Consider the following 22,152-nt stretch of genomic DNA (forward strand, 5'->3'; position numbering starts at 1 on the left):
TGGAAGGCGGATGTTCAGGAAGGTTGCGGTTTTGTCTTGCGTATATTGGTCAATTCGCGGGCCATGGCAACAAAGCCGGAGACCGCGATCGTCTCGGCGCGGCGGGTGGCTTCGACCCCTGCGGCGGCCGCCAGCAGTGCCGGATCGACCGAAAGCGATTTGAGGCTCTGCCGCAGCATTTTCCGGCGCTGGCCGAAGGCCGCAGCCGCCACCTGCTCGAGCGCGCGGCGGTCGCACGGCTCTGGTACCGCGCGCGGCACCAGCCGCACCACCGAGGAGGTGACCTTGGGCTGCGGCACGAAGGCGGCAGGCGAAATGTCGAACAGGATCTTGGTTTCCGCGCGCCAGTTGGCGAGCACCGCGAGCCGGCCATAGGCCTCGTCGTTTTCGTGGGCGACGATCCGCTCGGCGACCTCGCGCTGGAACATCAGCACCATGATGTCATACCAGGGCGGCCACGGATCGATCGAGAGCCAGTCCACCAGCAAAGCGGTGGCGATATTGTAGGGCAGGTTGGCGACGATCTTGGCCCGCTCGCCGCCGAGCATCGGACGCGGATCGAAATGCTGCGCGTCGGCGTGCACGATCTCGAGCCGGCCGGGATAGCGTTTGGCGATATAGTCGAGCGGCGCCAGCGCCCGCTCGTCGCGCTCGACCGCGATGACGCGTTTGGCCCCGAGCGCCAGCAGCGCCCGCGTCAGCCCGCCGGGACCGGGGCCGATCTCGATCACGGTGGCGCCTTCCAGCGGACCGGCGGCGCGCGCGATCCGTGCCGTGAGGTTGAGGTCGAGCAGGAAGTTCTGGCCCAGCGACTTGCGCGCCGAAAGGGAGTGTTCGCGGATGACGTCGCGCAGCGGCGGCAGATCGTCGATCGCGCTCATGCCGATCCGGTGGTGGCCATGCGCGCGGCGAGCCGCAGCGCCGCGACGAGGCTCGACGGGTTGGCCTTGCCGGTGCCGGCAATGTCGAACGCCGTGCCATGGTCCGGCGAGGTGCGGATGAACGGCAACCCCAGCGTGACGTTGACGGCGTCCTCGAACGCAATCGTCTTGATCGGGATCAGTGCCTGATCGTGGTACATGCAGATCGCGCAGTCATAGGTTTTTCGCGCGGCGGCGTGGAACATGGTGTCCGCCGGCAGCGGTCCCCGCGCGTCGATGCCGTCGCGGCGCAGGATCTCGATCGCCGGCGTAACGATGGTGATGTCCTCGGTGCCGAGCGAGCCGTCTTCGCCGGCATGCGGGTTGAGGCCGGAGACGGCCAGCCGCGGCGAAGCCAAGCCAAAGCGCGCCTTGAGGTCTGCTACCGCAATGCGCGCGGTCGACACGATCAACTCGGTCGTGAGATCGGCGAGCGCGTCGCGCAGCGAGACATGGATCGTTACCGGGATGACGGCGAGCGTCGGCGACCACAGCATCATCACCGGCTGCGGGGCAGCGCCGCCGTTGGCCGCAAGCTCGGCGAGGAATTCGGTGTGGCCGGGATGACGGAAGCCGGCGCGGTAGAGCACGCTCTTGGCGATCGGGTTGGTCACGACCGCGCTCGCTTGTCCGGCCCGGACATGGTCGACCGCGTGCCTGATAGAGGCGAGCGCGGCGTTGGCGCTGGTCGTGTCCGGCAGCCCGGGCCCCGCCGTCGCGCTTTCGCCGGTGGCGACCACCGGGAGCGCGTTGGCAAAGGTTACGCGCGCGTCCTCAGGGCCGACATCGGCGAGTTCGACCTTCAGTCCGAGGATCTTTGCGCGCTCGGCGAAGAAGCCGCGATCGCCGAGCAGGTAGAATGGCGGGAGGTCCAGTTCGCGGCGCCGCAGCCAGGCTTCGAGGGCGATATCGGGGCCGATGCCCGCGGGCTCGCCTGATGTCAGCGCAAGAGGCTTTGGCATCAGCGGTATTCGATCATCGCGGCCCTGCGGACTTCGTCGAGATAGTCCTTCGACTTCTTCTCGTATTTCTGCTGGTACATCTTGTCGCGGATTTCGCGCTTCTTCGGCGAATCGATCTTGGTCGCCTTCCTGTCGCACAGCGCCACCATCTCCACGCCCTGCTTGGTAACCTCGGGCGGGGTCAGATGGCCGATCGGTGTCTTGTCGAGTAGTTCGCGAAGCGGAACCGGAAGGTCAGCGGAGGTTTTGGTGACGGAGTCGCGGATTGCGGCATTCTGCATCGACTTGAAGTAGGCATTGGCCTGTTCGCAGGTCGTGACGCGTTCGCGCAGGTTCTCCGCTTCCTTCTTTCGCAATTCGATCGCCGTTGGCGCCGAACCGCGCGGCACGATCAGGACGATCGGCTGCATCTTGTATTCGAACGCCTCGGTCTGGACCGCCTCGCCACCTTCCTGGGCCACGGCGGCGACGTCCTTCTCGCCGACCTGCAGGCTTTCCTTGTAGCGGCCGCGCACCAGGCTGGTCCAAACCATTTCGGCCTTGAGGCGGGCCTTCAGGGTCTCGGGCCGGATGCCCTGGGCCTCCAGCGTTTTCGACAGTTGGTCGCCCGAAATCCGCATCCGCGAAGCCATTCCCGTAAAGAGCTCATCGACGTCGCTCGAAGAGGGGTCAACGCCGAACTTCTTGGCTTCCTTGATCTTGACCTTCTCATTGATCAGTTCGTTGATCACGTCCTGTCGCTGCGACTGCTGGTGGGTCGTCAGGAAATTCAGCTTGGTGCGCTGGTCGATATCGTAGTTGGTGATGGGTTCGCCGTTGACCATCACGGCGACGGTCTGGGCTGCGAGCGGCGAGGCGCCCGATGTCAGGAGCCCGAGCACGATCGCGCAACCGGCGATCAGCGACCACAGGCGATGATGGGAGGGCTTTGAGGTCGTCATGGTCATGTCAGCCGTATCAACCAGTTTGATTCCAGCGATGCGACGGGGTTTCTCCCGCACGGTCCCGGCCACGCGCTATTGAACTCCGCCGCCGGCGGCCGTTGAAGTCGATGTCGCAATGGTTCGCAGGCCAATCTGGAACATGAACGCGTGAGAGAGCACAGGGGCGGTAACGCCGGTGGAATAGTTGTAGGACGTCACGTAGTTGGCGGCCAACACGAAGCAGTCGTCCACGTAGCCGGCGCCGACGATGTACTGGTTGATCTTGTTGGCCTCAAGGTCCCAGCGCGCCGAGCCTGACACCACCCAGTTCGCCGCCACCTTGACCGACGCTGAGCCGAGCAGGCCCTCGCGCCGGGTCAAGTATCCGAGTTCCGGTTGCGCGGCATAATTGCCGTACATCAGGCCGACCGACCAACGGTCGAACGCCGCGCGGCCCTCGGCCTCGAAGCGGTTGATGTTGAGCGTGCCTTCATCCATACGCGTGCGCACGCTGAACGTATAAGTCCGGTTCGGCGAGTAATTGACGCGGGCGACGTAGTCGGATCGCGCGTTCTGCAGCCCGGAGTCGACACCGGTATTGGTCGCATCCGCGACCGCAAACGAGTTCAAGCCGAACAACTGGTAGGACTGTCCGAACAACACGTTGATGCTGCCGCCGCGATCGAACTGCGTGGTCGCCTGCACGCCGACATTGGCGCGGCCGCCGCCTTCGACACGGTCATAGCCCGAGAACTTGTCGACCGAGAACAGGTTGCTGGCGTCGAACACCATGCTCTGCGCGTCTTCGTTGGGGAGCTTGCCGGCGTAGGTTTCATTGGGACGGATGATGATCTGCGCGATCGGTTCGATCGTGGTGGAGCCCCACGGCTGAACGTTGATGAAGGGATAGCGATATTCGAGGCCGACGGTCGGCATCAGGCGCAGCGCGTTGGTATCGCCTACGGGCAGGAAGTTCGAGACGCCGGGCTGGTTGGAGATCGAGGCGTTGATGGCGTCGGCGCGCAGGATCGCAAACGGCGTCCAGATTTCGCCCGCGGAATCGGTGAACGACCGCCGCCACTGTGCTTCAGCCGTGAACCGCGTGTAGGTGCCGGGCATGCCGCGCAGCAGGCATTGCGAGGGTATCCGGGCCATCGGATCGGCCGACGCCGTCAGGCACAGACCATTGGTGTTGGCCAGCGTCGTGATCGGATCGAACGCCGCGGTCGAGCGCGTCAGGCTGGTGAAATTGGTCTTGTAGCTGAATTCGCCGCCGAAGATCGGGCTGTTGAGCACGTTGCTGTAGTCGACCACGGGATGAACGACCGGGACGTAGCTCTGGTTACCGGAGTAGCTCAAATAGTAGATCGTGCGGGCGTCGAAGAAGCTGCGACTGCCGACGCCGGTCAGATAAAGCTGCGAGATCGCTTCGGTCGGCAGAGTGAGGAACGATTGCAGTGGATCGCGATACTGCGCCAGCCGGTAGTCGGTCATGAAGGCGTAGTCGGAAAGCGCCACGCCTTCCCAGCCCCAGGTCCATTTGTCGTTCAGTGCGAACTGACCCTTGGTATCGATGCCGCCACGGAACTGGCGGTCACCGGGCAGACCGGCATAGGCCGACGGGTTGAGCTGGTCGATGCCATAGGCGCGGATCTGGTAGGCGCCGTCGATCAGGCGCTGGCGGAACTCGCCCTGGAACAGCACGCCTTGCCTGGAGGTGATGCGCGGGCTGAAGGTCGCGTCATAGTCCGGCGCGATTGCCCAGTAGAACGGAGTTTCGATACCGACGCCGTAGGCCGTAACGGTGCTGAAACCGGGCATCAGGAAGCCGGTCTTGCGCTTCACGGTCGGATCGGGCGTCGAGAAATACGGCAGATAGGCCATCGGCACGCCGAAGAACTCGAGCTGCGCGTTTTCGAAGTACAGCATCTTGTCGGTCTGGTCGTGGATGATGCGTGCACCCTTGACCTGCCACAATGGCGGTTTCTTCGGATCGTCCTTGCAGGGCGCGCAGGCGGTATAGACGCCGTTTTCGAACACGGTGTAATTGCCGCTGGAACGGTCGGCGCGGGTCGCCGCCATCCGCGTCGCGTCGGCGGTGTCGACGCGCAGCGAGTCGACGAAACCGTCACGGTAGTCGTCGCTGAGATCCATGATGTTGGCGTAGGTGACCTTGCCCTCGGCGTCGGTCAGGCGAATGTTGCCCTCGGCGTGCAGGCGCTTGGTCTTCTGGTCGTAGATGACCTTGTCGGCCTCGATGCTGGTGCCGTTGTAGAACATCTGCACGTTGCCGACCGCCGACACGCGCTGGTTATTGTAGTCGTAGTCCACCTCGGTCGCCTGCACGAGCATCTGCCCGTCGTTCTTGGCAGGCCGTGGCGGCGGCTTGGGCGGCCGCGGATTGTAGGTAAAGGACTGCGCTTGAGCCGGCACCGTCAGGGCAAGCTCGATCGCTCCGGCGAAAACCAGACCAGCGAGCAGGGCGATCACGGGGGCGCTGACGGCAGCCACGCGGGTTCGTTTGCGGCGCAGCAAGGTGCGCCGCCCGAACGCGGGCGACCTCAACTGGAGGGCGGCGACAACGGCCACTACCCGTCCTCCTGGTACAGCAAGGCCAAAAAGCCGGTGAGGCCACCCACACAGACGGGCAACCACGCCGCAGCGATCGGATGCATCAACTCAGCCTTGCTCAAATCCTCGGTAACTTTCGACAAAACGTAGAGCAGAAAGCCTGCACCCACGCCACTCAAAACCATCTTTTGCACGCCGCCCATCCGGAAGAAGCGCAAGCTGACGGAAGCCGCCAACATGACCATTGCAGCCAGCAAAAACGGCTGTGCGATGAGCTTATGGTACTGCAGACGGTACCCCGCGGTCGCGAAGCCCGAGCTCTCGGACGAACGGATGTAGGTCGGTAGTTGCCAAAAGGACACGGTCTCGGGGGTCGAGAAGCTGTTGCGGACCTGGGCCGGTGTCAGAGCAGTGGTAAGATAGTAGGTGTCCTGGTCAATCGGCGGCTTGTCGAGGGAGAATCTGCGTACCGATTTGAACGCCCAGCGGCCTTCCTCGAGGGAGGCTTCGCGGGCTTCGATTCGCTCCTTGAACTGGAGGTCGGTATCGAACCGGAACACGGTCAGACCGGTCAGCCGGACGCCCTGCTGTTCGCTACGGGCGGCATTGATGATCGACTGGCCGTCGCTGTTGATCTGGTTGAGCCAGAAGCCCGCGGCATCCTGGATGCCGCCGCCCGGCGCCGAGCCGAACAGTTCGGCCTCCATCCGCTTGGAGAGTTCGCGCAGGTTCGCCGACATCGGATTATAGGCGGTGGTCGCGATGATCCCGAGCAGGATCGCGCTGCCGAGCGCCGGCGCAATGAACTGCCAGGCCGAAACGCCGGCGGCGCGCGCGACCACCAGTTCGAGCCGTCGCGACAGCGCCAGATAGCAGGTCATGGCGCCGACCAGAACGCAGAACGGCATCAGCTTTTCGAGCAGTTGCGGCACCCGGAACAGCGACGTCTCCGCCACCGTGACTGCGGAAGCCGACACCAGCCCTGAAGTCTTGCGGACCATCTCGATGTAGTCGACCAGCACAAGCAATACGAAAATGCTCGCGAACACGCCCACCGCCGAGACCAGGAAGCGGCCGGCGAAATAGCGCCCAAGCGTATTGGTCATCATGCTCATGCGGCGACCGGCCGTCCGAACAACCGCGCGATGCGCGCGTTCGATCTGTTGATGGCCTCGATCAGCGCCGCCGGCGGTTCCACCACGATGCCGCCGATGATCATCCACAGCCCGACGGCGATGGCGGCGATCAGCATCGAATACTGGAACAGGGCGGCGGCAGGCGTCTTCACCGTCATGACCGAACAGGCGAATCCCGCCATGCGCAGGCCGAACACCGCGAAAATCGATCCGCCGATCGAAAAATTGCGACTCTGGCGCGTGGTGCGCGGCGTGCCCAGAAACGCAAAGGTCAGGATAGCGAATGCAAAGGGATAGACCGGCGAGAGCAACCGGTCATGCAGCTCGGCGTTGAACTGCCCGCTCAATTGCTTGAAGACGGGATCGTTGTCCGGAGGCGAAAACAGCTCCCAGAGATAGCGTTCGCGAATTCCGAGCGTGACGTCGCGGCCTTGATTGGAGAATTTCGACATGTCGAAGGCATAGCGGCCGAACGCCACCAGCGCGGGATCGCGTTTTCCGGCCTCGAAACGTTCGAGATTGCCGTCTTCCAGCACCAGATAGGAGCCGCTCTCGTTCTTCAGCACGGTGCCGTGGTCGGCGATGATGGTGACGCGCTCCTTGGGATCTCTGCGGTCGTCGACGAAGATGCCGGAGAGCACGCCGCCGGGCACACGTTCGCGGATGCGAATCGTCAGGTTCTGGTCGAGCTGGGCGAAGCGTCCGGGCTGCAGGATGTTGGTCAGGATGTCGGCGGTGATTTCGGCATCCCATTGCTTGATTCGGCGCATGCCGTCGGGGGCGAGGTAGGCGCCGATAAAAGCCACGACCAGAGCCACTACGCAGGTAGCGTAGAAGAACGGACGGAACAGCCGGAACGGCGAGAAGCCGGCGGCATTCATCACGATGATTTCGGAATCGGTCGCGAGCTTGTTTAGCGTGTGCGAGATCGCGATCATCAGCGCGATCGGCGCGATGATCAGCACCAGCGCGGGAATCACCAGGCTGGTGATGCCGAGAAAGGTAATGATGGTCTGGCCCTGGCTCGTCATCAGGTCGATGCCGCGCAACGCCTGCGTAATCCAGATCACGCCGGTGAGGCTGACCAGGACCAGCGCAAACGACGCAAGCGTCGTGCGGAAAATGTACTTGTCGATCGACCCCATCGCTACCGTACGGTCCCACCGTTTGCGCGCCCATAGAGCGGCTTTCGACCAACCCTTATTAGAGGGTCCCCTTTGGTCGCGCCGCCCGCCGTCAAGTCCTCTAGTTTCTCACTACCATCCCTTTGATCCGTCAACAAAATGGCCGGGCCGTGGCACCCTTAGGATATGGTTAATAATTCGCCGGATGTGACCTTCCGGCCACGCCGGCGCTTGGCAGTGTACCGCCTCACAGGCCATAGTGCTGGAAACCGGCGGTCTTGATGCGATTTTGAGGCCGTGGCCGATATAAAAACCAAAAATATCCCGGGCCGCGCCCGGGCGATTCCTGCTCTGCACACAGCCCTTCTGGAGGATTGCCTATGTCCGACGCCGTCAAGGTCGGCTTCGTTCCGTTTTCCACAGCACCGCGCGGTGTTCTCGTGGTGTTTTGCGACGACGCGCTTAAATTCGGGGCGGCAACGCAGAAGGCGCTGGGAACGGCGGCCAACTCCATCAAACGCGCGTCGGCGGCGAGCCGATTCAAGGGCAAGAGCGGATCGACGCTTGATATTCCGGCGCCAGAGGGAATCAAGGCTGACCGCCTGATCGTCGTCGGTGCCGGCAAGCCGGCAGAGATCAAGGAGAAGGATTACCTCAAGTTCGGCGGCGTCACGGCCGGCAAGCTCAATGCTGCCAGCGAGACCGTCACCGTCATCGCCGAACTGCCTGACGGCGCGATGGGTGCCGATGCCGCGGCCGCCATCGCCTCGGGCATGAGGCTGCGCGCCTATAAATTCGATCGCTACAAGACAAAGAAGAAAGACGAGAACGAAGCCTTGCGCGCCGACGTTTCGATTGCGGTCGGTGACGTCGCCGCGGCACGCAAGGCGTTTGCGCCGGCGGCGCATGTCGTCGACGGCGTGATCATGGCGCGCGAACTCGTCAACGAGCCGCCGAACGTGCTTTATCCGGTCGAATTCGCGCGCCGCGCCAGCCAGCTCAAGAAGTTGGGCGTCGATATCGAGGTGCTCGACGTCAAGGCGATGACGAAACTCGGCATGGGTGCATTGCTCGGCGTGGCCCAGGGCTCCACGCAGCCCGGCCGTATGGTGATCATGCGCTGGAACGGCGGCAAGAAGGGCGATCAGCCCGTTGCTTTCGTCGGCAAGGGCGTCTGCTTCGACACCGGCGGCATTTCCATCAAGGGCGCCGCCAGCATGGAGGACATGAAGGGCGACATGGGCGGGGCGGCCTGCGTGGTCGGGCTGATGCACGCGCTGGCGGCGCGTAAAGCCAAGGTCAACGCGGTCGGCGCCATCGGCCTGGTCGAGAACATGCCCGACGGCAACGCCCAGCGTCCGGGCGACATCGTCACTTCGATGTCCGGCCAGACGATCGAGATCATCAACACCGACGCCGAGGGCCGCCTGGTGCTGGCCGACGTGCTCTGGTACGTGGCGAAGAAGTTCAAACCCAAATTCATGATCGATCTCGCGACCCTCACCGGCGCCATCATGGTCGCGCTCGGCACCCAGCATGCCGGGCTGTTTTCCAACAACGACGAGCTGGCGGAACGGCTGACCAAGATCGGCCTCGATACCGACGAACGCGTCTGGCGCATGCCGCTCGGTCCCGATTACGACAAGATGATCGACTCGCAATTCGCCGACGTGAAGAACGCCGGCGTGCGCAATGGCGGTTCGATCACCGCAGCCCAATTCCTGCAGCGGTTCGTCGACAACACGCCGTGGGCGCATCTCGACATTGCCGGCACCGCGATGGGGGCGCCGAAAACCGAAATTAATCACAGTTGGGGTTCGGGCTACGGCGTTCGCCTGCTGGATCGGCTGGTTTCGGAATATTACGAAGCCAAGAAATAGCTCTTAGAAGTCGCTCGAAAAGCAGTTCGCGCAATCGCGTGAAGATATGACCGAGGTCGGATGACGGAAGTCCTGTTCTACCATCTGCAGAACATGTCGCTGGAAAGCGTGTTGCCGCCGCTGCTGGAAAAATCGCTGGAGCGCGGTTGGCGTGTGGTGGTGCAATCGACCTCGCCGGAGCGCACCGAGGCGCTCGACGCTCATTTGTGGACCTACAGCGACGATTCCTTCCTGCCACATGCCACCTGGCGCGCTGGCGATGCTTCAGATCATCCCGTCATCCTCTCGGTCGAGGAGGGCAATCCGAACCGCGCCAATGTCAGGTTCCTGATCGACAATGCGACGCTGCCGGCCGACGCCGACAGCTACGAGCGGCTGGTGCTGGTTTTCAACGGCGACGACACCGAGGCGCTCGGTGCGGCCCGCGGTGCCTGGACCGACTGCAAGGCCCGCGGATTTGAGGTAACTTACTGGCAGACCGACGACCGCGGCCGTTGGCAGCGGCGGCAATAGCGATATAAGGCAATTAATGATAATTTGCGGTTTCTGCCCCGGACCTTGCGTGCAGCCATGGTCATGCCGCAAAGTGGTGTTGGGACAAATAGTTACAGTACGGGGTTAGAGTAGGGCGGGAGCCAGGGTCTAGCGTGCGACACGGAACCATCGGTCGAAAACCACTGCTGACGTTGATGTTGCTCGGGCCGGTCCTGGTGGGCTGCTCGGGCACGCCCGATTGGCTGAGCAAGGATGCCGACTGGTTCTCGCGTTCCGGCCGCGTGTTCATCCGCAACGTTTCGATCGAGACGCCGCCGTTGTCGCCGGACAGGGCGGTCACGCCGGACGAACTCGTCAGTGCCGACGGTGCGTGTCCGGGAATGGCGGCCCCCGGGCAAGACGCCAACGCGCTGGCTGATGGTGCTGCAGGTAGCCCGCCGCCGTCGTCGAGGGGAACAGTGGCGCTCGGGCACACCGAATGCGACGTGGTCCGCGGCATCGGCGCGCCCGACAACGTCAATCTTTCCAACAATGCGCGCGGCGATCGCGTCGCTGTCGTCAACTATTCGCGCGGCCAGCGCGCCGGCATCTACACCTTTACCGCCGGACGCCTGACGTCGATCGAACGCGGCGCCGAGCCGGCGCCGCAGCCCAAGGTCGCCAAGCCGAAGGCAAAGAAGAAGCCCGCCGCGACGTAAGTCTTCACGCGAAGCCTGAAGGCGCGTTATCCCGCCGCCTGGTCGAATTGCGAACTCGCCTCGAGCCAGACCTCTTCGGCGCGCTGCAACGCGCTTGCGGCGCCGGCGCGGGCCTTGCTGAGCTGGGCGGCCTGCTTGGGATCGCGGCTGAACAGATCCGGCAGCGCCAGCGCGGTGTCGATCTTGGCGATGATGCCGTTGATGCGTTCGATCTCGGCCTCGGCCTCGGCGATCTTCTGCTTCAGCGGAGTCCGCTTTTCACTCTTTCCGCGTTCGGGCTTCAAGGTCTCCCGGCCATTTTCCCGCTCGTTGCCGCGATCGCGTGAATTGGTGCGCATGCCGCGCGCCGACAGCACCATGCGCCGGTAGTCGTCGAGGTCGCCGTCATAGGTCGTCACCTTCTGATCGGCGACGACCCACAATTGATCGGCGCAGGCTTCGATCAGATAGCGGTCATGCGAGACCATGATGACGGCGCCAGGATAATCGTTGATCGCTTCGGCCAGCGCCGCGCGGCTGTCGATATCGAGATGGTTGGTCGGCTCGTCGAGGATGATCATGTTGGGGGCGGCGAAGGTGGCAAGGCCGAGCAGCAGCCGCGCTTTCTCGCCACCGGACAAGCTCTTGACCAAGGTGTCGCCGGCCTTGCCGGAGAAGCCGATCGCGCCGACCCGTGCGCGCACCTTGCTCTCGGGCGTGTCGGGCATCAGCTTGCGGACGTGATCGTAGGGCGAGCCGTCCAGGTTGAGCTCATCGACCTGGTGCTGCGCGAAATAGCCTACCGACAGTTTTTCTGCGCGCGTGACCCGGCCGGAGAACGGCGGCAGCTTGCCCGCCAGAAGCTTGACCAGCGTCGACTTGCCGTTGCCGTTCGAGCCGAGCAAGGCGATGCGGTCGTCGGTGTCGATGCGCAAGGTAACGCGGTTGAGCACCGGCTTCTTCGGATCGTAGCCGACCGAGACCTCATCGACCGCGATGATCGGCGGCGACAGCATTTTTTCCGGCACTGGGAATGAAATCTCGCGCACGTCCTGCGTCACCAGCGCGGTGACCGGCTTCATCCGTTCCAGCATCTTGACGCGCGACTGGGCCTGACGGGCCTTGGAGGCCTTGGCCTTGAAGCGGTCGACGAAAGCCTGCAGCCGCTTGCGCTCGTCGGCCTGGCGCTTGGCGTGCTTGGCATCCAGCATCTCGCGGGTGGCGCGCTGTTCCTCGAACGAGGAATAGGTGCCCTTGTAGAGCGTCAGCTTGCCGCGATCGAGATGCAGGATCTGGTCGACGGAGGTGTCGAGCAGGTCGCGGTCATGGCTGATGACGATGACCGTGCGCGGATAATTCGCCAGATGATCTTCCAGCCAGAGCGTGCCTTCGAGGTCGAGATAGTTGGTGGGCTCGTCGAGCAGCAACAGATCCGGCGCCGAGAACAGCGTAGCTGCAAGCGCCACGCGCATGCGCCAGCCGCCGGAGAACTCCGAACAGGGCCGCGCCTGATCTGCGGTCGAAAATCCGAGCCCGCTCAGGATCGCGGCGGCGCGCGCCGGCGCGGAGTGGGCGTCGATGTCGACCAGCCGGGTCTGGATTTCGGCGATCCGGTGCGGATCGTGGGCGGTTTCCGCCTCCTGCAGCAGCGCGTCGCGTTCCAGATCGGCCTTCAGCACCACGTTGACGAGGCTTTCCGGGCCGTCGGGGGCTTCCTGCGCGAGGCTGCCGATACGCCAGCGGGGCGGCAGCGAGATGCTTCCGGATTCGAGCGGCAGGTCGCCGCGAATCGCGTGAAATAGCGTCGATTTGCCGACGCCGTTGCGGCCGACAAAGCCGACGCGCGCGCCCGGCACGATCTGCGCCGAACTGTCGTCGATCAGGAGCCGTCCGGCGATCCGGATGGAAATATCAGTGATTGAAAGCATGCGGCCTTGTCACCGCTGCCGCCGCTAAACGCAACCCATTTATCGGTGAAATCGACCCTCTGAACGACGCTTAATGCAGCTCGCCGTCGCGTCGGCTCAGTTGATCGAGAAGCTGCCGTAACGGCTGCGGAAGCTCGGCTTCCGGGCGCAGGCGCTGCTGCAGCCGTTCGCCGACGGCATCGCAGATCGAGCGGGATGTCTTGTGGTCGATTGATTCGTAATCGCTACTGTTTTGAGCATTCATGATTGGTCTCTTGCGTGTTCCACCCCGCCTTTTTTCGCTGGGATCAATGATCTTTCGCTGGGTCAAGTCGCAGATGACCAATTTGTTTCCGTGTTGCATGGCCATATGCATTCGCGTGCCGATGGCCGGGCGGCCTCCGAACGATTGGTTCCGTCGAAACCAAAAAAAGCCCCGGCGCGATGGCCGGGGCGTTCAGTCAGGGGAGCTCAAATCAGATCAGTAGCAGCGGTTCACCAGCCTCCAGCGCGGGCCCCAGGGGGTTCCGACCAACTGGCGCACATAGCAGCCGCCGCCATAGCCGTAGCCGCCGTAATAGGCCGGGCCACCGACGTAGAAGCGGGGTCCGCCCCAGCCCCAGCCGCGGTGCCAACCGCCACCATGCCAGCCACCACCGTGCCAACCGCCACCGCCGTGCCATCCACCCCAGGCCGAGGCGGAGGTCGGCGCCAACGCGGCTACGCCCAGCGAAGCCGCGGCTACTGCAACAAGCGCGAGTTTGCGAAACATGATCGTCTCCTCAGGGTTTCGGCGCTGCCAGGCGCCATCGGTGAAATCGCCTCCCGTGGCGCCTCTGGCCAGCCCAAGGGTTGAACAAGGGCTGAAGGAGGCGTCCGATCGTGGATGATCCTAGGCCGGCGAAGCTGAACGATGCCGGGACGGCGGCTTCAGAGAGGGTTCACCTAAGTGAAATTGTTGTAATTTGCCGCCGCTTGGCGCTTTGGGGTGGCGGGGTTTGGGGGCCGCGGTTCGCGTCATGAAAACATGGCAAAACCCGAGGCAATACCCATGGGTTAACGCGTCATCGGGTCGCTTGCCGTCGTGGGGTGGCGCCGATATAAGCCCCGCAACTCCCACCCGGCGTTTTGCAAGGACGAAAACATGGCGATTGAACGTACTTTCTCGATTATCAAGCCCGACGCGACCGAGCGTAATCTGACCGGCGCGGTCAATGCGATCATCGAGAAGGCGGGCTTGCGGATTGTGGCCCAGAAGCGGATTCGCATGACCCGCGAACAGGCCGAAACCTTCTATGCCGTGCACAAGGCGCGTCCGTTCTTCGGCGAGCTGGTCGACTTCATGACCTCGGGTCCGGTCGTGGTTCAGGTGCTGCAGGGCGAGGGCGCCGTGCTCAAGTACCGCGACGTGATGGGCGCCACCGATCCGTCGAAGGCGGCCGACGGCACCATCCGCAAGGTTCACGCCAAGTCGATCGGCGAAAACTCGGTGCATGGTTCGGATGCGACCGAGACCGCCGCGATCGAAATCGCGCAGTTTTTCTCCGGCAACGAAATCGTCGGCTAAACATCATGGGCGGCGCGCAATCGCCGCCCAAACCGGCCGCGAGGCCCAACTGAAGATGGCCGCAAGGCCGCAAACAAAGCGGCCCGCGAGGCCGAAGAAGGGTGCGCCGTGAACTGGCTGTGGCAGATCTTCGATCCGGCGAACATCGGAGCGTTCGTCACCCAGTTTCAAACTGAAATGACCCAGCCGGCGTTCTGGGTCGCGGTCGGCAAGATTATCTGGATCAACGTGCTGCTGTCCGGCGACAACGCGCTGGTGATCGCGCTGGCCTGCCGCGGGCTTGAGCCGCGGCATCGGCTGTGGGGCATGATCCTCGGCGCCGGCGCCGCGGTGATCCTGCGCATCATCTTCACCGGCATCGTCGCGACCCTGATGGAACTGCCGTACCTCAAGCTGGTCGGCGGATTGGCGCTGGTCGTCATCGCAGCGAAGCTGCTGGTGCCCGAGCAGGAAGACGAGGAGGGCGTCGAATCCGCTTCCCATCTGTGGGCGGCGGTGCAGATCGTCGTCGTCGCCGATATCGTCATGAGCCTCGACAACGTGATCGCGGTGGCGGCTGCCGCCAATGGCAGCGTGCCGCTATTGGTGCTGGGCCTTGCGATCAGCGTTCCCCTGATCGTCGCCGGCGCGGCCCTGATCATGGCGCTGCTGTCGCGGCTGCCGATCCTGGTCTGGGCCGGCGCCGCGCTGCTCGGCTGGATCGCCGGCGATGTCATTGCCACCGACCCGGCCATTCATCCGAAACTCGATGCGCTGTTCGCGGGTCCGTTCGGCGCCAAGCTCGATTCGATGCTGGCGTCGCTTGGCGCAGCACCCCATTTTGCCAATCACGGCAACGGCGGCGAACTGGTTTGCGCCGTGCTCGGCGTCATCGTGGTGCTGGCCGTCGGCGCGATCTGGCGCAAGCGCGCGCTGCAAAAGCACGCCGCGCAATCCGCCACTGCGGCGTAGCGGTTAGAGCGAAACCGGTAGTTAGGGCGTGGTCGAAGCTTTGCCGCCTTCGTGGCGCGCCGGCTCGGTTGCTGTCGGTCGTCGCAGCGGCTTTCGTTCCGCTGTCGGCCAATCATTTGGGATCGACGGCCGTCAGCGTTGCGCCGTCGGCAATGGACAAAATCGTTTTGACAAGTTGCGCCCGTTGTTTGGCCGAGAACGGCGATAGGCCAAGTACGTCCATGAACCACAGACCCTCTGTGGCGGCGTGCACCAGGGCGGCGCGCTCGAAGCCGACGTCATCGGCAAAGGGCGGGAAACGCTCTTTGAAGTAGCGACGAATTGGCTCGGCAGCCTCTGCCGTCATGGACCCCGCCACCAGCAGCTTCGTGCTGATCTGGTCGTCTCCATGGCTGTTATTTGCCGACGCCAGGACATAGGCCTTGAGCTGGCGGCCTCTGCCCTTGGGCAGACGTGTTGCCTCGGTCTCCCGCGCTGCCATGCGTCGATGCACAAGATGCTCGTTGGCGGCGGCGAGGAGTTGTTCCTTGAACCGAAAATGGTAGAGCAAGCCACCCTTGCTGACACCCGCCCGGGCCGCGACGCCATCGAGTGTGACGGCAGGCACCCCGATATCTCCAATCAACTCAAGCGTGGCGTCCAGAATTTTGTCGCGGGCACTGGGACGTCCCCGCCTGCTGTTCGTTGCCTTCGATTCGCGCATTTGACCCGCCAGTTCGTGAGCTTGCGATCGCCCTTGTCTTTCCGACGCGTATTTACTATACCGTCTGGACGGTACAGTAAAGTTAGCCCGAAACACCGGAGCGCCGCATGTTACGACGTAACTTCCTTCTCGGCACGCTTGGGACGCTCGGGCTAGGCAGCGCGGGAGCCTTTGCCTTGCGCCCGACCGACGATGGCGCGCCGTATGACGAATACTTCAGGTCGTTGAACGAGGAGCTCAAGAAAAATGGCCCGATGCGGCCCTGCATGGTCATCGATCTCGACCGCATGGACCGCAACCTCGACCTCGTCACACAAACGCTGCACCGCGGCGCCAAGCACTACCGCATCGTCGAGAAATCGCTGCCGAACCGCTCGCTGATTCGCTACGTCGCCGAGCGTTCCGGCGCCAGGCGGCTGATGTCCTTTCATCAGCCCTTCCTCAATATCGACGCTGAAGTGTTTCCCGACTTCGACATCCTGATGGGCAAACCGCTGCCGGTTCACTCCGCGTCGCTTTTCTACCGGCAGCTGAGGGGCCCGTTCGACCCATCTCGTCAACTGCAATGGCTAATCGATACGCCCGCGCGCCTGCAGCAATACCTGCAGCTGGCCCAGAGTCTCGGCACCCGGCTGCGCGCCAACATCGAGATCGATGTCGGGCTGCATCGCGGCGGGGTCGACAGCAATGCGACCCTGGGCCAGATGCTCGACATCATCAGCGCCAACCCGCAGCAACTCGAGTTTGCCGGCTTTATGGGCTATGACGGACATGTCGGCTTGGGCGTGCCTCATATTTTGGGGACGGCCGAGGAGCTGTTTACCAAGGTTATGGCGATCTATCGAGGCTTCGTCGACTACACGCGCAGCCAATATCCCAAGCTCTGGCACGATGGCCTCACGCTCAACACCGGTGGCAGTCCGAGTTACAAGCTGCACGAAGCCGAAAAAATCAGTACCGAGGTCTCGGTCGGGACCGCGTTGCTCAAGCCCACGCACTACGATCTGGAAACACTCGCCAGCCACGTGCCCGCTGCATTCATCGCCACTCCGGTGCTCAAAGCTACCGGACCCGTGATGATCCCGGCGCTCGATGGCAATTCGAAGATCTTCTCGTGGTGGGACGTCAACCAGCGCGAGACCTTTTACATTTACGGAGGCTACTGGCTTGCCGAATACGCGTCGCCTAAAGGCCTCCGGTTCAACAAACCGCTCGGTCACAGTGCCAATCAGGAAAACCTCAACGGCTCTTCTGCGGTAGGGTTGCAGGTGGATGACCACGTATTCCTGCGGCCGGCCATCACGGAAGGCCTATTGCTGCAATTCGGCGACTTGATCACGGTGCGCGGCGGAAAAATCCAGGACTACTGGCCGGCGTATTCGCAAACCGGTTGAGATACCGTCCAATGCGAGGGCGGCAGGTGCAAGCGAGCAATGCAATCAGCCCGGCCCAAATGCCGCCTTCGGCGACTGGATCGCATACCTGAGCGCTGCAGGCCATGTTAGCATCGACGCCTTCTGCGGTGGCCGAGGTGCCGAATGCCGTTCAAACCGCCCTTCGTCACAGAGATGGACCTCTTGCGCGCACGCAAGGTCGTATGCGCATTGGCACCGCTCAAGGGACTCTCGGCCGACGATGCCGAGATCGTTGCGCGAACCGTTGCCCAAAGTTTTGCGGAGGGTCGCCAGCGCGGTTTTGATATCGCGAAGGCCGAACTGGAAGGCGGACTGGCCAGACCCAGCGTCTGAGGCGCCGCTACTTCGATGGTGCTTCGCTCAGTCTTACTTTCGTACGATCGATCCGGATCGCCCGACCAGCCGCGCCAGTTGCTTGAAGCGGCTGCCGACGCGATCGGCGACGAGATCGACCATTCGGTGTTCGAACACCAGCATCAGCTTGCGGCCGCGGGTGCGGAAATGCGTCGCCGGCAGCACGCCGGTGCGTGCGGCGGAGATCAGATGCGCGACGCGGAACGCGGCGCCGAGAACCCGGGCGCGTTCGACCATCGCCGGCGGCAGCAGTTCACGGATCTGCGCCGGCGGCTCGTTTTCCTCGCTCAGGCCGGCGTAACGATAGAACACCGATAGCGCGACGAAGGCGCGGCCCTGGTGGCTGATCGAGCCGAAATTGCCGTTGGTGATCAGGCTCAGCGTTTCCTCGCCGCGGTGGTCGGGATGCACCCGCCAGCCGACATCCGACAGCAAGCAGGCGGCATGGCGCAGCCGGCGGTCTTCCTCGGTCTCGCGCAGCTTCACCACCCGGACCAGCCGGTCGGTCCAGCCGACCAGTTCCTCGGCATGGCGCGCGGACCGCGACAACAATCCGTTCAGGGTCTGCGCGGCGCAGATGAATCCGTCCTTGTCGCGCTCCTGCTGCGGCAGCATCTCGTAGAGCAGGCCCTCGCGTACGCCGAAGGTCGAGAACACGATCGTCTTCGGCTTGGCGACGCGGATGATGTATTCCAGCACCAGCGCCGCATAGGTCAAAAGCGGCCGTCTGGCGTCGGCGATGATTTCGATGTTGGCCAGCATGTTGGCCGCCGCGAGCCGGCGCAGGCGCCGCGCGAAATCCAGCGCTTCCGCTGCGGAAATCGAATAGCCGTGCATCACCCGCAGCGGATAGCCGCTCTGGAGGATGTGGATACGCGCCAGCGCGCGCCAGGTGCCGCCGACCGCATAGAAGGTGCGTCCGCGACCGGCTTTGAGCTGCGCCACGTCGGTGAGCTCAGTCCTGACGATGCGCTCGGCGCGCTTGAGTGATTTGTCGGCGAGATCCTGCAGCGCGAGGCTTCCGAGCGGCAAGGTCACGCCGCTGCGGACGCGGTTGCCGCGGACGTCGATCAGCTCCAGCGAGCCGCCGCCGAGGTCGCCGACGATGCCGTCGGGATTGTGAATGCCGGAGATGACGCCGAGCGCGGACAGCTTGGCTTCGCGCGGGCCGGACAGAATCTCGATCTTCGCGCCGCAGATCCGTTCGGCCTTGGCGATGAAGTCGGCACCGTTCTCGGCGTCGCGGCAAGCCGCGGTGGCGATCGCGTAGACGCGGCCGACCTGCTGTATCCGGCACAGCGCCCGAAATCGCCGCAGCGCCGTCAGCGCCTTGGCGACGGCGTCTGCCGCCAGCAGGCCGGTGCTCTGGACCTCGCGGCCGAGCCCGCACAGCGCCTTCTCGTTGAAGATCGTGACAAGGCTGCGCGCCATCCGCTCATAGACAACGAGACGAACCGAGTTCGAACCGATGTCGATGACAGCGACGCTGGAGGTGCGTTTGCGCGGCCGCTTCACAGCCGCGCTCCGTTATGTCGATTGCTGACGCTCGTTCCGACGGGTGAGGCGGCGCGGCGAAGATTCCTTGAGAGACTTTCCACGGCCTGACAGACTCGGATTGGTCATGAAGTAATTGTGCAGATTGAACGGCTCTTCGCCTTTCGCGGCCTTCATACGCGTTGAAGACCCATCGGGCAACAATTGCCAGCTCTGCTCGGTATCCTTCAGGTTAGCGACCATGATCTGTTCGAGAACCTGCTGATGCACCGTGGGATTTTGCAGCGGACAGAGGATTTCGACGCGGCGGTCGAGGTTGCGCGGCATCATGTCGGCCGACGAGATATACACAGCCGCTTTGGTGCTCGGCAGGCCCTGACCCATACCAAAGCAGTAGATTCGGCCGTGTTCGAGAAAGCGGCCGATGATCGATTTGACCCGGATGTTGTCGGACAGTCCGGCAATGCCCGGCCGCAGGCAGCAGATGCCGCGCACCACCAGTTCGATCGACACGCCACCCTGCGAGGCCTCGTACAGCGCGTCGATGACATCGGGGTCGACCAGCGAGTTCATCTTCATCCAGATCGCGGCGGGCTTGCCGTGCTTGGCGTGATTGGTCTCGCCCTTGATGTGCTCGATGATCCGCTTGCGCAGCGTCAGCGGCGACACCGCCATCTTCTCGATGTCGCTCGGTTCGGCGTAGCCGGTGATGTAGTTGAACACCCGCGCCGCATCGCGGCCGATCGTGGGGTCTGAGGTGAAGTAGGACAGATCGGTATAGATGCGCGCCGTCACCGGGTGATAGTTGCCGGTGCCGGTGTGGACATAGGTGGCGAGATTGCCGCCCTCGCGGCGCACCACCATCGACAGCTTGGCGTGGGTCTTCAGTTCGATGAAGCCGTACACCACCTGCACGCCGGCGCGTTCGAGGTCGCGCGCCCAGCGGATATTGGCTTCCTCGTCGAAGCGGGCCTTGAGCTCGATCAGCGCGGTCACCGACTTGCCGGCCTCGGCGGCCTCCGCCAGCGCGCGCACGATCGGCGAATTGTTGGACGTGCGGTACAGCGTCTGCTTGATGGCGACGACATCGGGGTCGCGCGCGGCCTGCTGCAGGAACTGGACGACGACGTCGAAGGATTCGTAGGGGTGATGGACGATCAGGTCCTTCTGCCGGATTGCTGCAAAGATGTCGCCGCCATGATCGCGGACGCGTTCGGGGTGGCGCGGCACGTAGGGCACGAATTCGAGATCCGGGCGGTCGATGCGGGTCAATTGCGACAGCTCGTTCATCGCCAGCACGCCGTCGACCAGGAAGATCTCGTCGTCGGCGGTGGACAGCGCGCGCTGCACGAAGGCGCGCAGCTCTTCCGGCATCTTGGCCTCGATCTCGAGCCGGATCACCGATCCGCGGCGGCGGCGCTTCAGCGCGGTCTCGAACAGGCGGACCAGATCCTCGGCCTCTTCCTCGATTTCCAGTTCGGAATCGCGGATGACACGGAACGCGCCCTGGCCCTTGACGGTGTAGCCGGGGAACAGGCGGCCGATGAACAGGCCGGTAGCCTGTTCCAGCGTGATCAGCCGCACCGCGCCGTCCTTGCCCGCGGGCATGCGGATGAAGCGATCGATCTTGCCGGGCATGCGGATCAGCGCGTTCATCGGCTTGCCGTCAGAGACCCGCGCCAGATGCAGCGCAATGGTGAAGCCGAGGCTCGGGATGAACGGGAAGGGGTGCGCCGGATCGATCGCCAGCGGCGTCAGCAGCGGGAAGATGTTGCGGAGAAAGTGATCCTCGATCCAGCTCCGTTCCGTCTTGGTGACGTCGTGGCCGTCAACGAGCACGATGCCATGCTCGGACAGTGTGGGGCGCAGGTTGCTCCAGATCGCCTGCTGATCGGAGGCGAGTTCGGAAACGGTCTTGTTGATGGCGACGAGCTGTTCGGACGGCGTGAGCCCGTCGGGGCTGCGTTCGGCGATGCCTTCGCGGACCTGCGCCTTGATGCCGGCGACGCGAACCATGAAGAACTCATCAAGGTTATTGGCGGAAATCGACAGGAACCGGACCCGCTCCAGCACGGGGTGGCCTGGATTGACGGCTTCCTCGAGCACCCGGCGGTTGAAATGCAGCCAGGACAGTTCGCGGTTAATGAATCGCTCGGGGCTGGTCGCGATCGCAGGAGGAGCCTCGGCGCTGGCCTCTTTTTCTTTTATTTCAATAACTTGTGCCGATTCCATGAAGCTTCGATCCATCTCAGCCGAGGGCGCAAAAGGCTTTAGCGCGGGGTCAGCGCGAACCATGTGATACGCGAATGACGTTTCAATGACATTGATGTTCCGCCAGCTTCCGCCGTCAAGGCGGTAGCCGCCGCCGGATCAGGCATTGCGCAATAATTCGGCAGCCAGCGCCCGGGTTACCGGCCGGCCCAGCCGCAGCGCTTCGGTATCCAGGAGGTCGATGGCCTGGCGGACCGCGGCATAGGACCGCTCCAGCCGCGTGGTCAGATAGCTCACGACGGTCTCGTCGATGCTCATCTGGCGGTCGGCGCAGAACTTGACGATCAGGCCGCGAAACAGGAGATCGTCGGGCGGCAGCAGCGACACCATCGGAATCGCGCGCAGCCGGGAGCGGAGATCGCGCAGTTCGACCTCAAACGCAATGGGCGGAAGGCGCGCGGTGATCAGCACCGAAACCTCGTCCTCGCGCGCGAGATTCAACAGATGGAACATCGCGCGTTCGTCGAAATCCTGTGGCCGCAAATCTTCCACCACCAGCGCGCCGGTGGCGAGCGCACCGGGAACAGCGGCGGCGTTGAGCGCATGCGCCGAGGTCGAGCGTGCGCCGGCCTCTTCGGCCCAGATCGCGGCGAGATGGCTTTTGCCGGAACCTTCAGGTCCGACCAGCAGCATGACGCGGTTCGGCCAGTCCGGCCAGCTGTCGATCAGCGCGAGGCCCGCCTCATTGGCCGGCCCTTCCAGAAAATTGTCGCGGGTCAGGCTCTCTGCATGCGGCAAAGCAAAAGCAAGCTGACGGGGTTGAACGCGAACTGCCACGCAAGTCTCCGGGAAGCCTACCTAT

Annotated in this window: 20 protein-coding genes; 7 read left to right on the forward strand and 13 right to left on the reverse strand. The window is 63.6% G+C overall.

Annotated elements, in window-relative coordinates; all coding sequences use genetic code 11:
- Positions 1–14: 14 nt before the first annotated feature.
- The 6 genes from rsmA to lptF form a co-directional block, all read right to left on the reverse strand.
- Positions 15–881, reverse strand: coding sequence for a 16S rRNA (adenine(1518)-N(6)/adenine(1519)-N(6))-dimethyltransferase RsmA (gene rsmA, locus BLS26_RS33300; RefSeq protein WP_092516662.1), 867 nt, complete (start codon positions 879–881; stop codon positions 15–17).
- Complete coding sequence (pdxA, locus tag BLS26_RS33305) at positions 878–1,882, reverse strand: 4-hydroxythreonine-4-phosphate dehydrogenase PdxA (RefSeq protein WP_371360718.1); 1,005 nt, start codon at positions 1,880–1,882, stop codon at positions 878–880. The genes rsmA and pdxA overlap by 4 nt, the downstream gene beginning before the upstream one ends.
- A complete protein-coding gene (locus BLS26_RS33310) occupies positions 1,882–2,823 on the reverse strand; it encodes a SurA N-terminal domain-containing protein (protein ID WP_092518915.1) in 942 nt (313 codons plus the stop codon). The genes pdxA and BLS26_RS33310 overlap by 1 nt, the downstream gene beginning before the upstream one ends.
- A 75-nt stretch (positions 2,824–2,898) precedes the next feature.
- Positions 2,899–5,295, reverse strand: a complete 2,397-nt coding sequence (locus BLS26_RS33315; protein ID WP_244542050.1) for an LPS-assembly protein LptD — start codon at positions 5,293–5,295, stop codon at positions 2,899–2,901.
- Between the two features lie 98 nt (positions 5,296–5,393).
- Complete coding sequence (gene lptG, locus BLS26_RS33320; protein ID WP_092516664.1) at positions 5,394–6,491, reverse strand: LPS export ABC transporter permease LptG; 1,098 nt, start codon at positions 6,489–6,491, stop codon at positions 5,394–5,396.
- On the reverse strand, positions 6,488–7,657 hold the full coding sequence (gene lptF, locus BLS26_RS33325) for an LPS export ABC transporter permease LptF (RefSeq protein WP_092516665.1): 1,170 nt from the start codon (positions 7,655–7,657) through the stop codon (positions 6,488–6,490). Before lptF ends, lptG begins: the two co-directional genes overlap by 4 nt.
- 359 nt (positions 7,658–8,016) lie before the next feature.
- Between lptF and BLS26_RS33330 the strand changes: the two genes are divergently transcribed.
- The 3 genes from BLS26_RS33330 to BLS26_RS33340 all read left to right on the forward strand — a co-directional run bounded on the left by BLS26_RS33330 (position 8,017) and on the right by BLS26_RS33340 (position 10,709).
- On the forward strand, positions 8,017–9,516 hold the full coding sequence (locus BLS26_RS33330; protein WP_092516666.1) for a leucyl aminopeptidase: 1,500 nt from the start codon (positions 8,017–8,019) through the stop codon (positions 9,514–9,516).
- Positions 9,517–9,576: 60 nt separating this feature from the next.
- Positions 9,577–10,029, forward strand: a complete 453-nt coding sequence (locus BLS26_RS33335) for a DNA polymerase III subunit chi (protein ID WP_092516668.1) — start codon at positions 9,577–9,579, stop codon at positions 10,027–10,029.
- 176 nt (positions 10,030–10,205) lie between these two features.
- Positions 10,206–10,709 carry a hypothetical protein gene (locus tag BLS26_RS33340; protein WP_172804827.1) on the forward strand — a complete coding sequence of 168 codons (504 nt, stop codon included), beginning with the start codon at positions 10,206–10,208 and terminating at the stop codon, positions 10,707–10,709.
- 26 nt (positions 10,710–10,735) lie between these two features.
- Here the strand turns inward: BLS26_RS33340 and BLS26_RS33345 are convergent, their stop codons facing one another.
- The 3 genes from BLS26_RS33345 to BLS26_RS33355 all read right to left on the reverse strand — a co-directional run bounded on the left by BLS26_RS33345 (position 10,736) and on the right by BLS26_RS33355 (position 13,367).
- Positions 10,736–12,616 carry an ABC-F family ATP-binding cassette domain-containing protein gene (locus BLS26_RS33345; protein WP_092516670.1) on the reverse strand — a complete coding sequence of 627 codons (1,881 nt, stop codon included), beginning with the start codon at positions 12,614–12,616 and terminating at the stop codon, positions 10,736–10,738.
- A gap of 70 nt (positions 12,617–12,686) precedes the next feature.
- The gene (locus BLS26_RS33350; RefSeq protein WP_092516672.1) at positions 12,687–12,965 is read right to left on the reverse strand and encodes a hypothetical protein; all 279 of its coding nucleotides are present in this window, start codon (positions 12,963–12,965) and stop codon (positions 12,687–12,689) included.
- 111 nt (positions 12,966–13,076) lie between these two features.
- Entirely contained in the window at positions 13,077–13,367 is a 291-nt protein-coding gene (locus tag BLS26_RS33355; RefSeq protein WP_092516675.1) for a sulfur globule protein precursor, read from the reverse strand.
- A 372-nt stretch (positions 13,368–13,739) separates the two neighbouring features.
- Between BLS26_RS33355 and ndk the strand changes: the two genes are divergently transcribed.
- Together ndk and BLS26_RS33365 are read left to right on the forward strand one after the other, a co-directional pair.
- The gene (gene ndk, locus BLS26_RS33360; protein ID WP_074828784.1) at positions 13,740–14,162 is read left to right on the forward strand and encodes a nucleoside-diphosphate kinase; all 423 of its coding nucleotides are present in this window, start codon (positions 13,740–13,742) and stop codon (positions 14,160–14,162) included.
- 108 nt (positions 14,163–14,270) lie between these two features.
- Entirely contained in the window at positions 14,271–15,113 is an 843-nt protein-coding gene (locus BLS26_RS33365) for a TerC family protein (protein ID WP_092516677.1), read from the forward strand.
- A 112-nt stretch (positions 15,114–15,225) separates the two neighbouring features.
- Here the strand turns inward: BLS26_RS33365 and BLS26_RS33370 are convergent, their stop codons facing one another.
- A complete protein-coding gene (locus BLS26_RS33370; RefSeq protein ID WP_092516679.1) occupies positions 15,226–15,816 on the reverse strand; it encodes a TetR/AcrR family transcriptional regulator in 591 nt (196 codons plus the stop codon).
- 176 nt (positions 15,817–15,992) lie between these two features.
- Here BLS26_RS33370 and BLS26_RS33375 point away from each other — a divergent pair, with 176 nt between their 5' ends.
- Together BLS26_RS33375 and BLS26_RS33380 are read left to right on the forward strand one after the other, a co-directional pair.
- Positions 15,993–17,210: a DSD1 family PLP-dependent enzyme gene (locus BLS26_RS33375; RefSeq protein WP_197681296.1), complete on the forward strand. Its 1,218-nt coding sequence runs from the start codon at positions 15,993–15,995 to the stop codon at positions 17,208–17,210.
- A gap of 144 nt (positions 17,211–17,354) precedes the next feature.
- Positions 17,355–17,564, forward strand: a complete 210-nt coding sequence (locus BLS26_RS33380) for a hypothetical protein (protein ID WP_092516683.1) — start codon at positions 17,355–17,357, stop codon at positions 17,562–17,564.
- Between the two features lie 33 nt (positions 17,565–17,597).
- On the opposite strand, the gene ppx is transcribed toward BLS26_RS33380, so the two are convergent.
- The 3 genes from ppx to BLS26_RS33395 form a co-directional block, all read right to left on the reverse strand.
- Positions 17,598–19,100, reverse strand: coding sequence for an exopolyphosphatase (ppx, locus tag BLS26_RS33385; RefSeq protein WP_092516685.1), 1,503 nt, complete (start codon positions 19,098–19,100; stop codon positions 17,598–17,600).
- A gap of 12 nt (positions 19,101–19,112) precedes the next feature.
- On the reverse strand, positions 19,113–21,311 hold the full coding sequence (locus BLS26_RS33390) for an RNA degradosome polyphosphate kinase (RefSeq protein WP_092516687.1): 2,199 nt from the start codon (positions 21,309–21,311) through the stop codon (positions 19,113–19,115).
- A 138-nt stretch (positions 21,312–21,449) separates the two neighbouring features.
- Complete coding sequence (locus BLS26_RS33395; protein WP_092516689.1) at positions 21,450–22,127, reverse strand: chromosomal replication initiator DnaA; 678 nt, start codon at positions 22,125–22,127, stop codon at positions 21,450–21,452.
- Between the last annotated feature and the right edge of the window lie 25 nt (positions 22,128–22,152).

Source organism: Afipia sp. GAS231 (assembly GCF_900103365.1).
In the GTDB taxonomy this organism is placed as follows: domain Bacteria; phylum Pseudomonadota; class Alphaproteobacteria; order Rhizobiales; family Xanthobacteraceae; genus Bradyrhizobium.

What these genes read in the sequence shown, in the direction of transcription:
- pdxA (WP_371360718.1), bottom strand. Translation starts at nt 1,882, where the DNA reads ATGCCAAAGCCTCTTGCGCTGACATCAGGCGAGCCCGCGGGCATCGGC.
- BLS26_RS33370 (WP_092516679.1), bottom strand. Translation starts at nt 15,816, where the DNA reads ATGCGCGAATCGAAGGCAACGAACAGCAGGCGGGGACGTCCCAGTGCC.
- BLS26_RS33355 (WP_092516675.1), bottom strand. Translation starts at nt 13,367, where the DNA reads ATGTTTCGCAAACTCGCGCTTGTTGCAGTAGCCGCGGCTTCGCTGGGC.
- BLS26_RS33380 (WP_092516683.1), top strand. Translation starts at nt 17,355, where the DNA reads ATGCCGTTCAAACCGCCCTTCGTCACAGAGATGGACCTCTTGCGCGCA.
- rsmA (WP_092516662.1), bottom strand. Translation starts at nt 881, where the DNA reads ATGAGCGCGATCGACGATCTGCCGCCGCTGCGCGACGTCATCCGCGAA.
- BLS26_RS33335 (WP_092516668.1), top strand. Translation starts at nt 9,577, where the DNA reads ATGACGGAAGTCCTGTTCTACCATCTGCAGAACATGTCGCTGGAAAGC.
- lptF (WP_092516665.1), bottom strand. Translation starts at nt 7,657, where the DNA reads ATGGGGTCGATCGACAAGTACATTTTCCGCACGACGCTTGCGTCGTTT.
- BLS26_RS33330 (WP_092516666.1), top strand. Translation starts at nt 8,017, where the DNA reads ATGTCCGACGCCGTCAAGGTCGGCTTCGTTCCGTTTTCCACAGCACCG.
- BLS26_RS33345 (WP_092516670.1), bottom strand. Translation starts at nt 12,616, where the DNA reads ATGCTTTCAATCACTGATATTTCCATCCGGATCGCCGGACGGCTCCTG.
- BLS26_RS33350 (WP_092516672.1), bottom strand. Translation starts at nt 12,965, where the DNA reads ATGGCCATGCAACACGGAAACAAATTGGTCATCTGCGACTTGACCCAG.
- lptG (WP_092516664.1), bottom strand. Translation starts at nt 6,491, where the DNA reads ATGAGCATGATGACCAATACGCTTGGGCGCTATTTCGCCGGCCGCTTC.
- ndk (WP_074828784.1), top strand. Translation starts at nt 13,740, where the DNA reads ATGGCGATTGAACGTACTTTCTCGATTATCAAGCCCGACGCGACCGAG.
- BLS26_RS33390 (WP_092516687.1), bottom strand. Translation starts at nt 21,311, where the DNA reads ATGGAATCGGCACAAGTTATTGAAATAAAAGAAAAAGAGGCCAGCGCC.
- BLS26_RS33310 (WP_092518915.1), bottom strand. Translation starts at nt 2,823, where the DNA reads ATGACGACCTCAAAGCCCTCCCATCATCGCCTGTGGTCGCTGATCGCC.
- BLS26_RS33340 (WP_172804827.1), top strand. Translation starts at nt 10,206, where the DNA reads ATGTTGCTCGGGCCGGTCCTGGTGGGCTGCTCGGGCACGCCCGATTGG.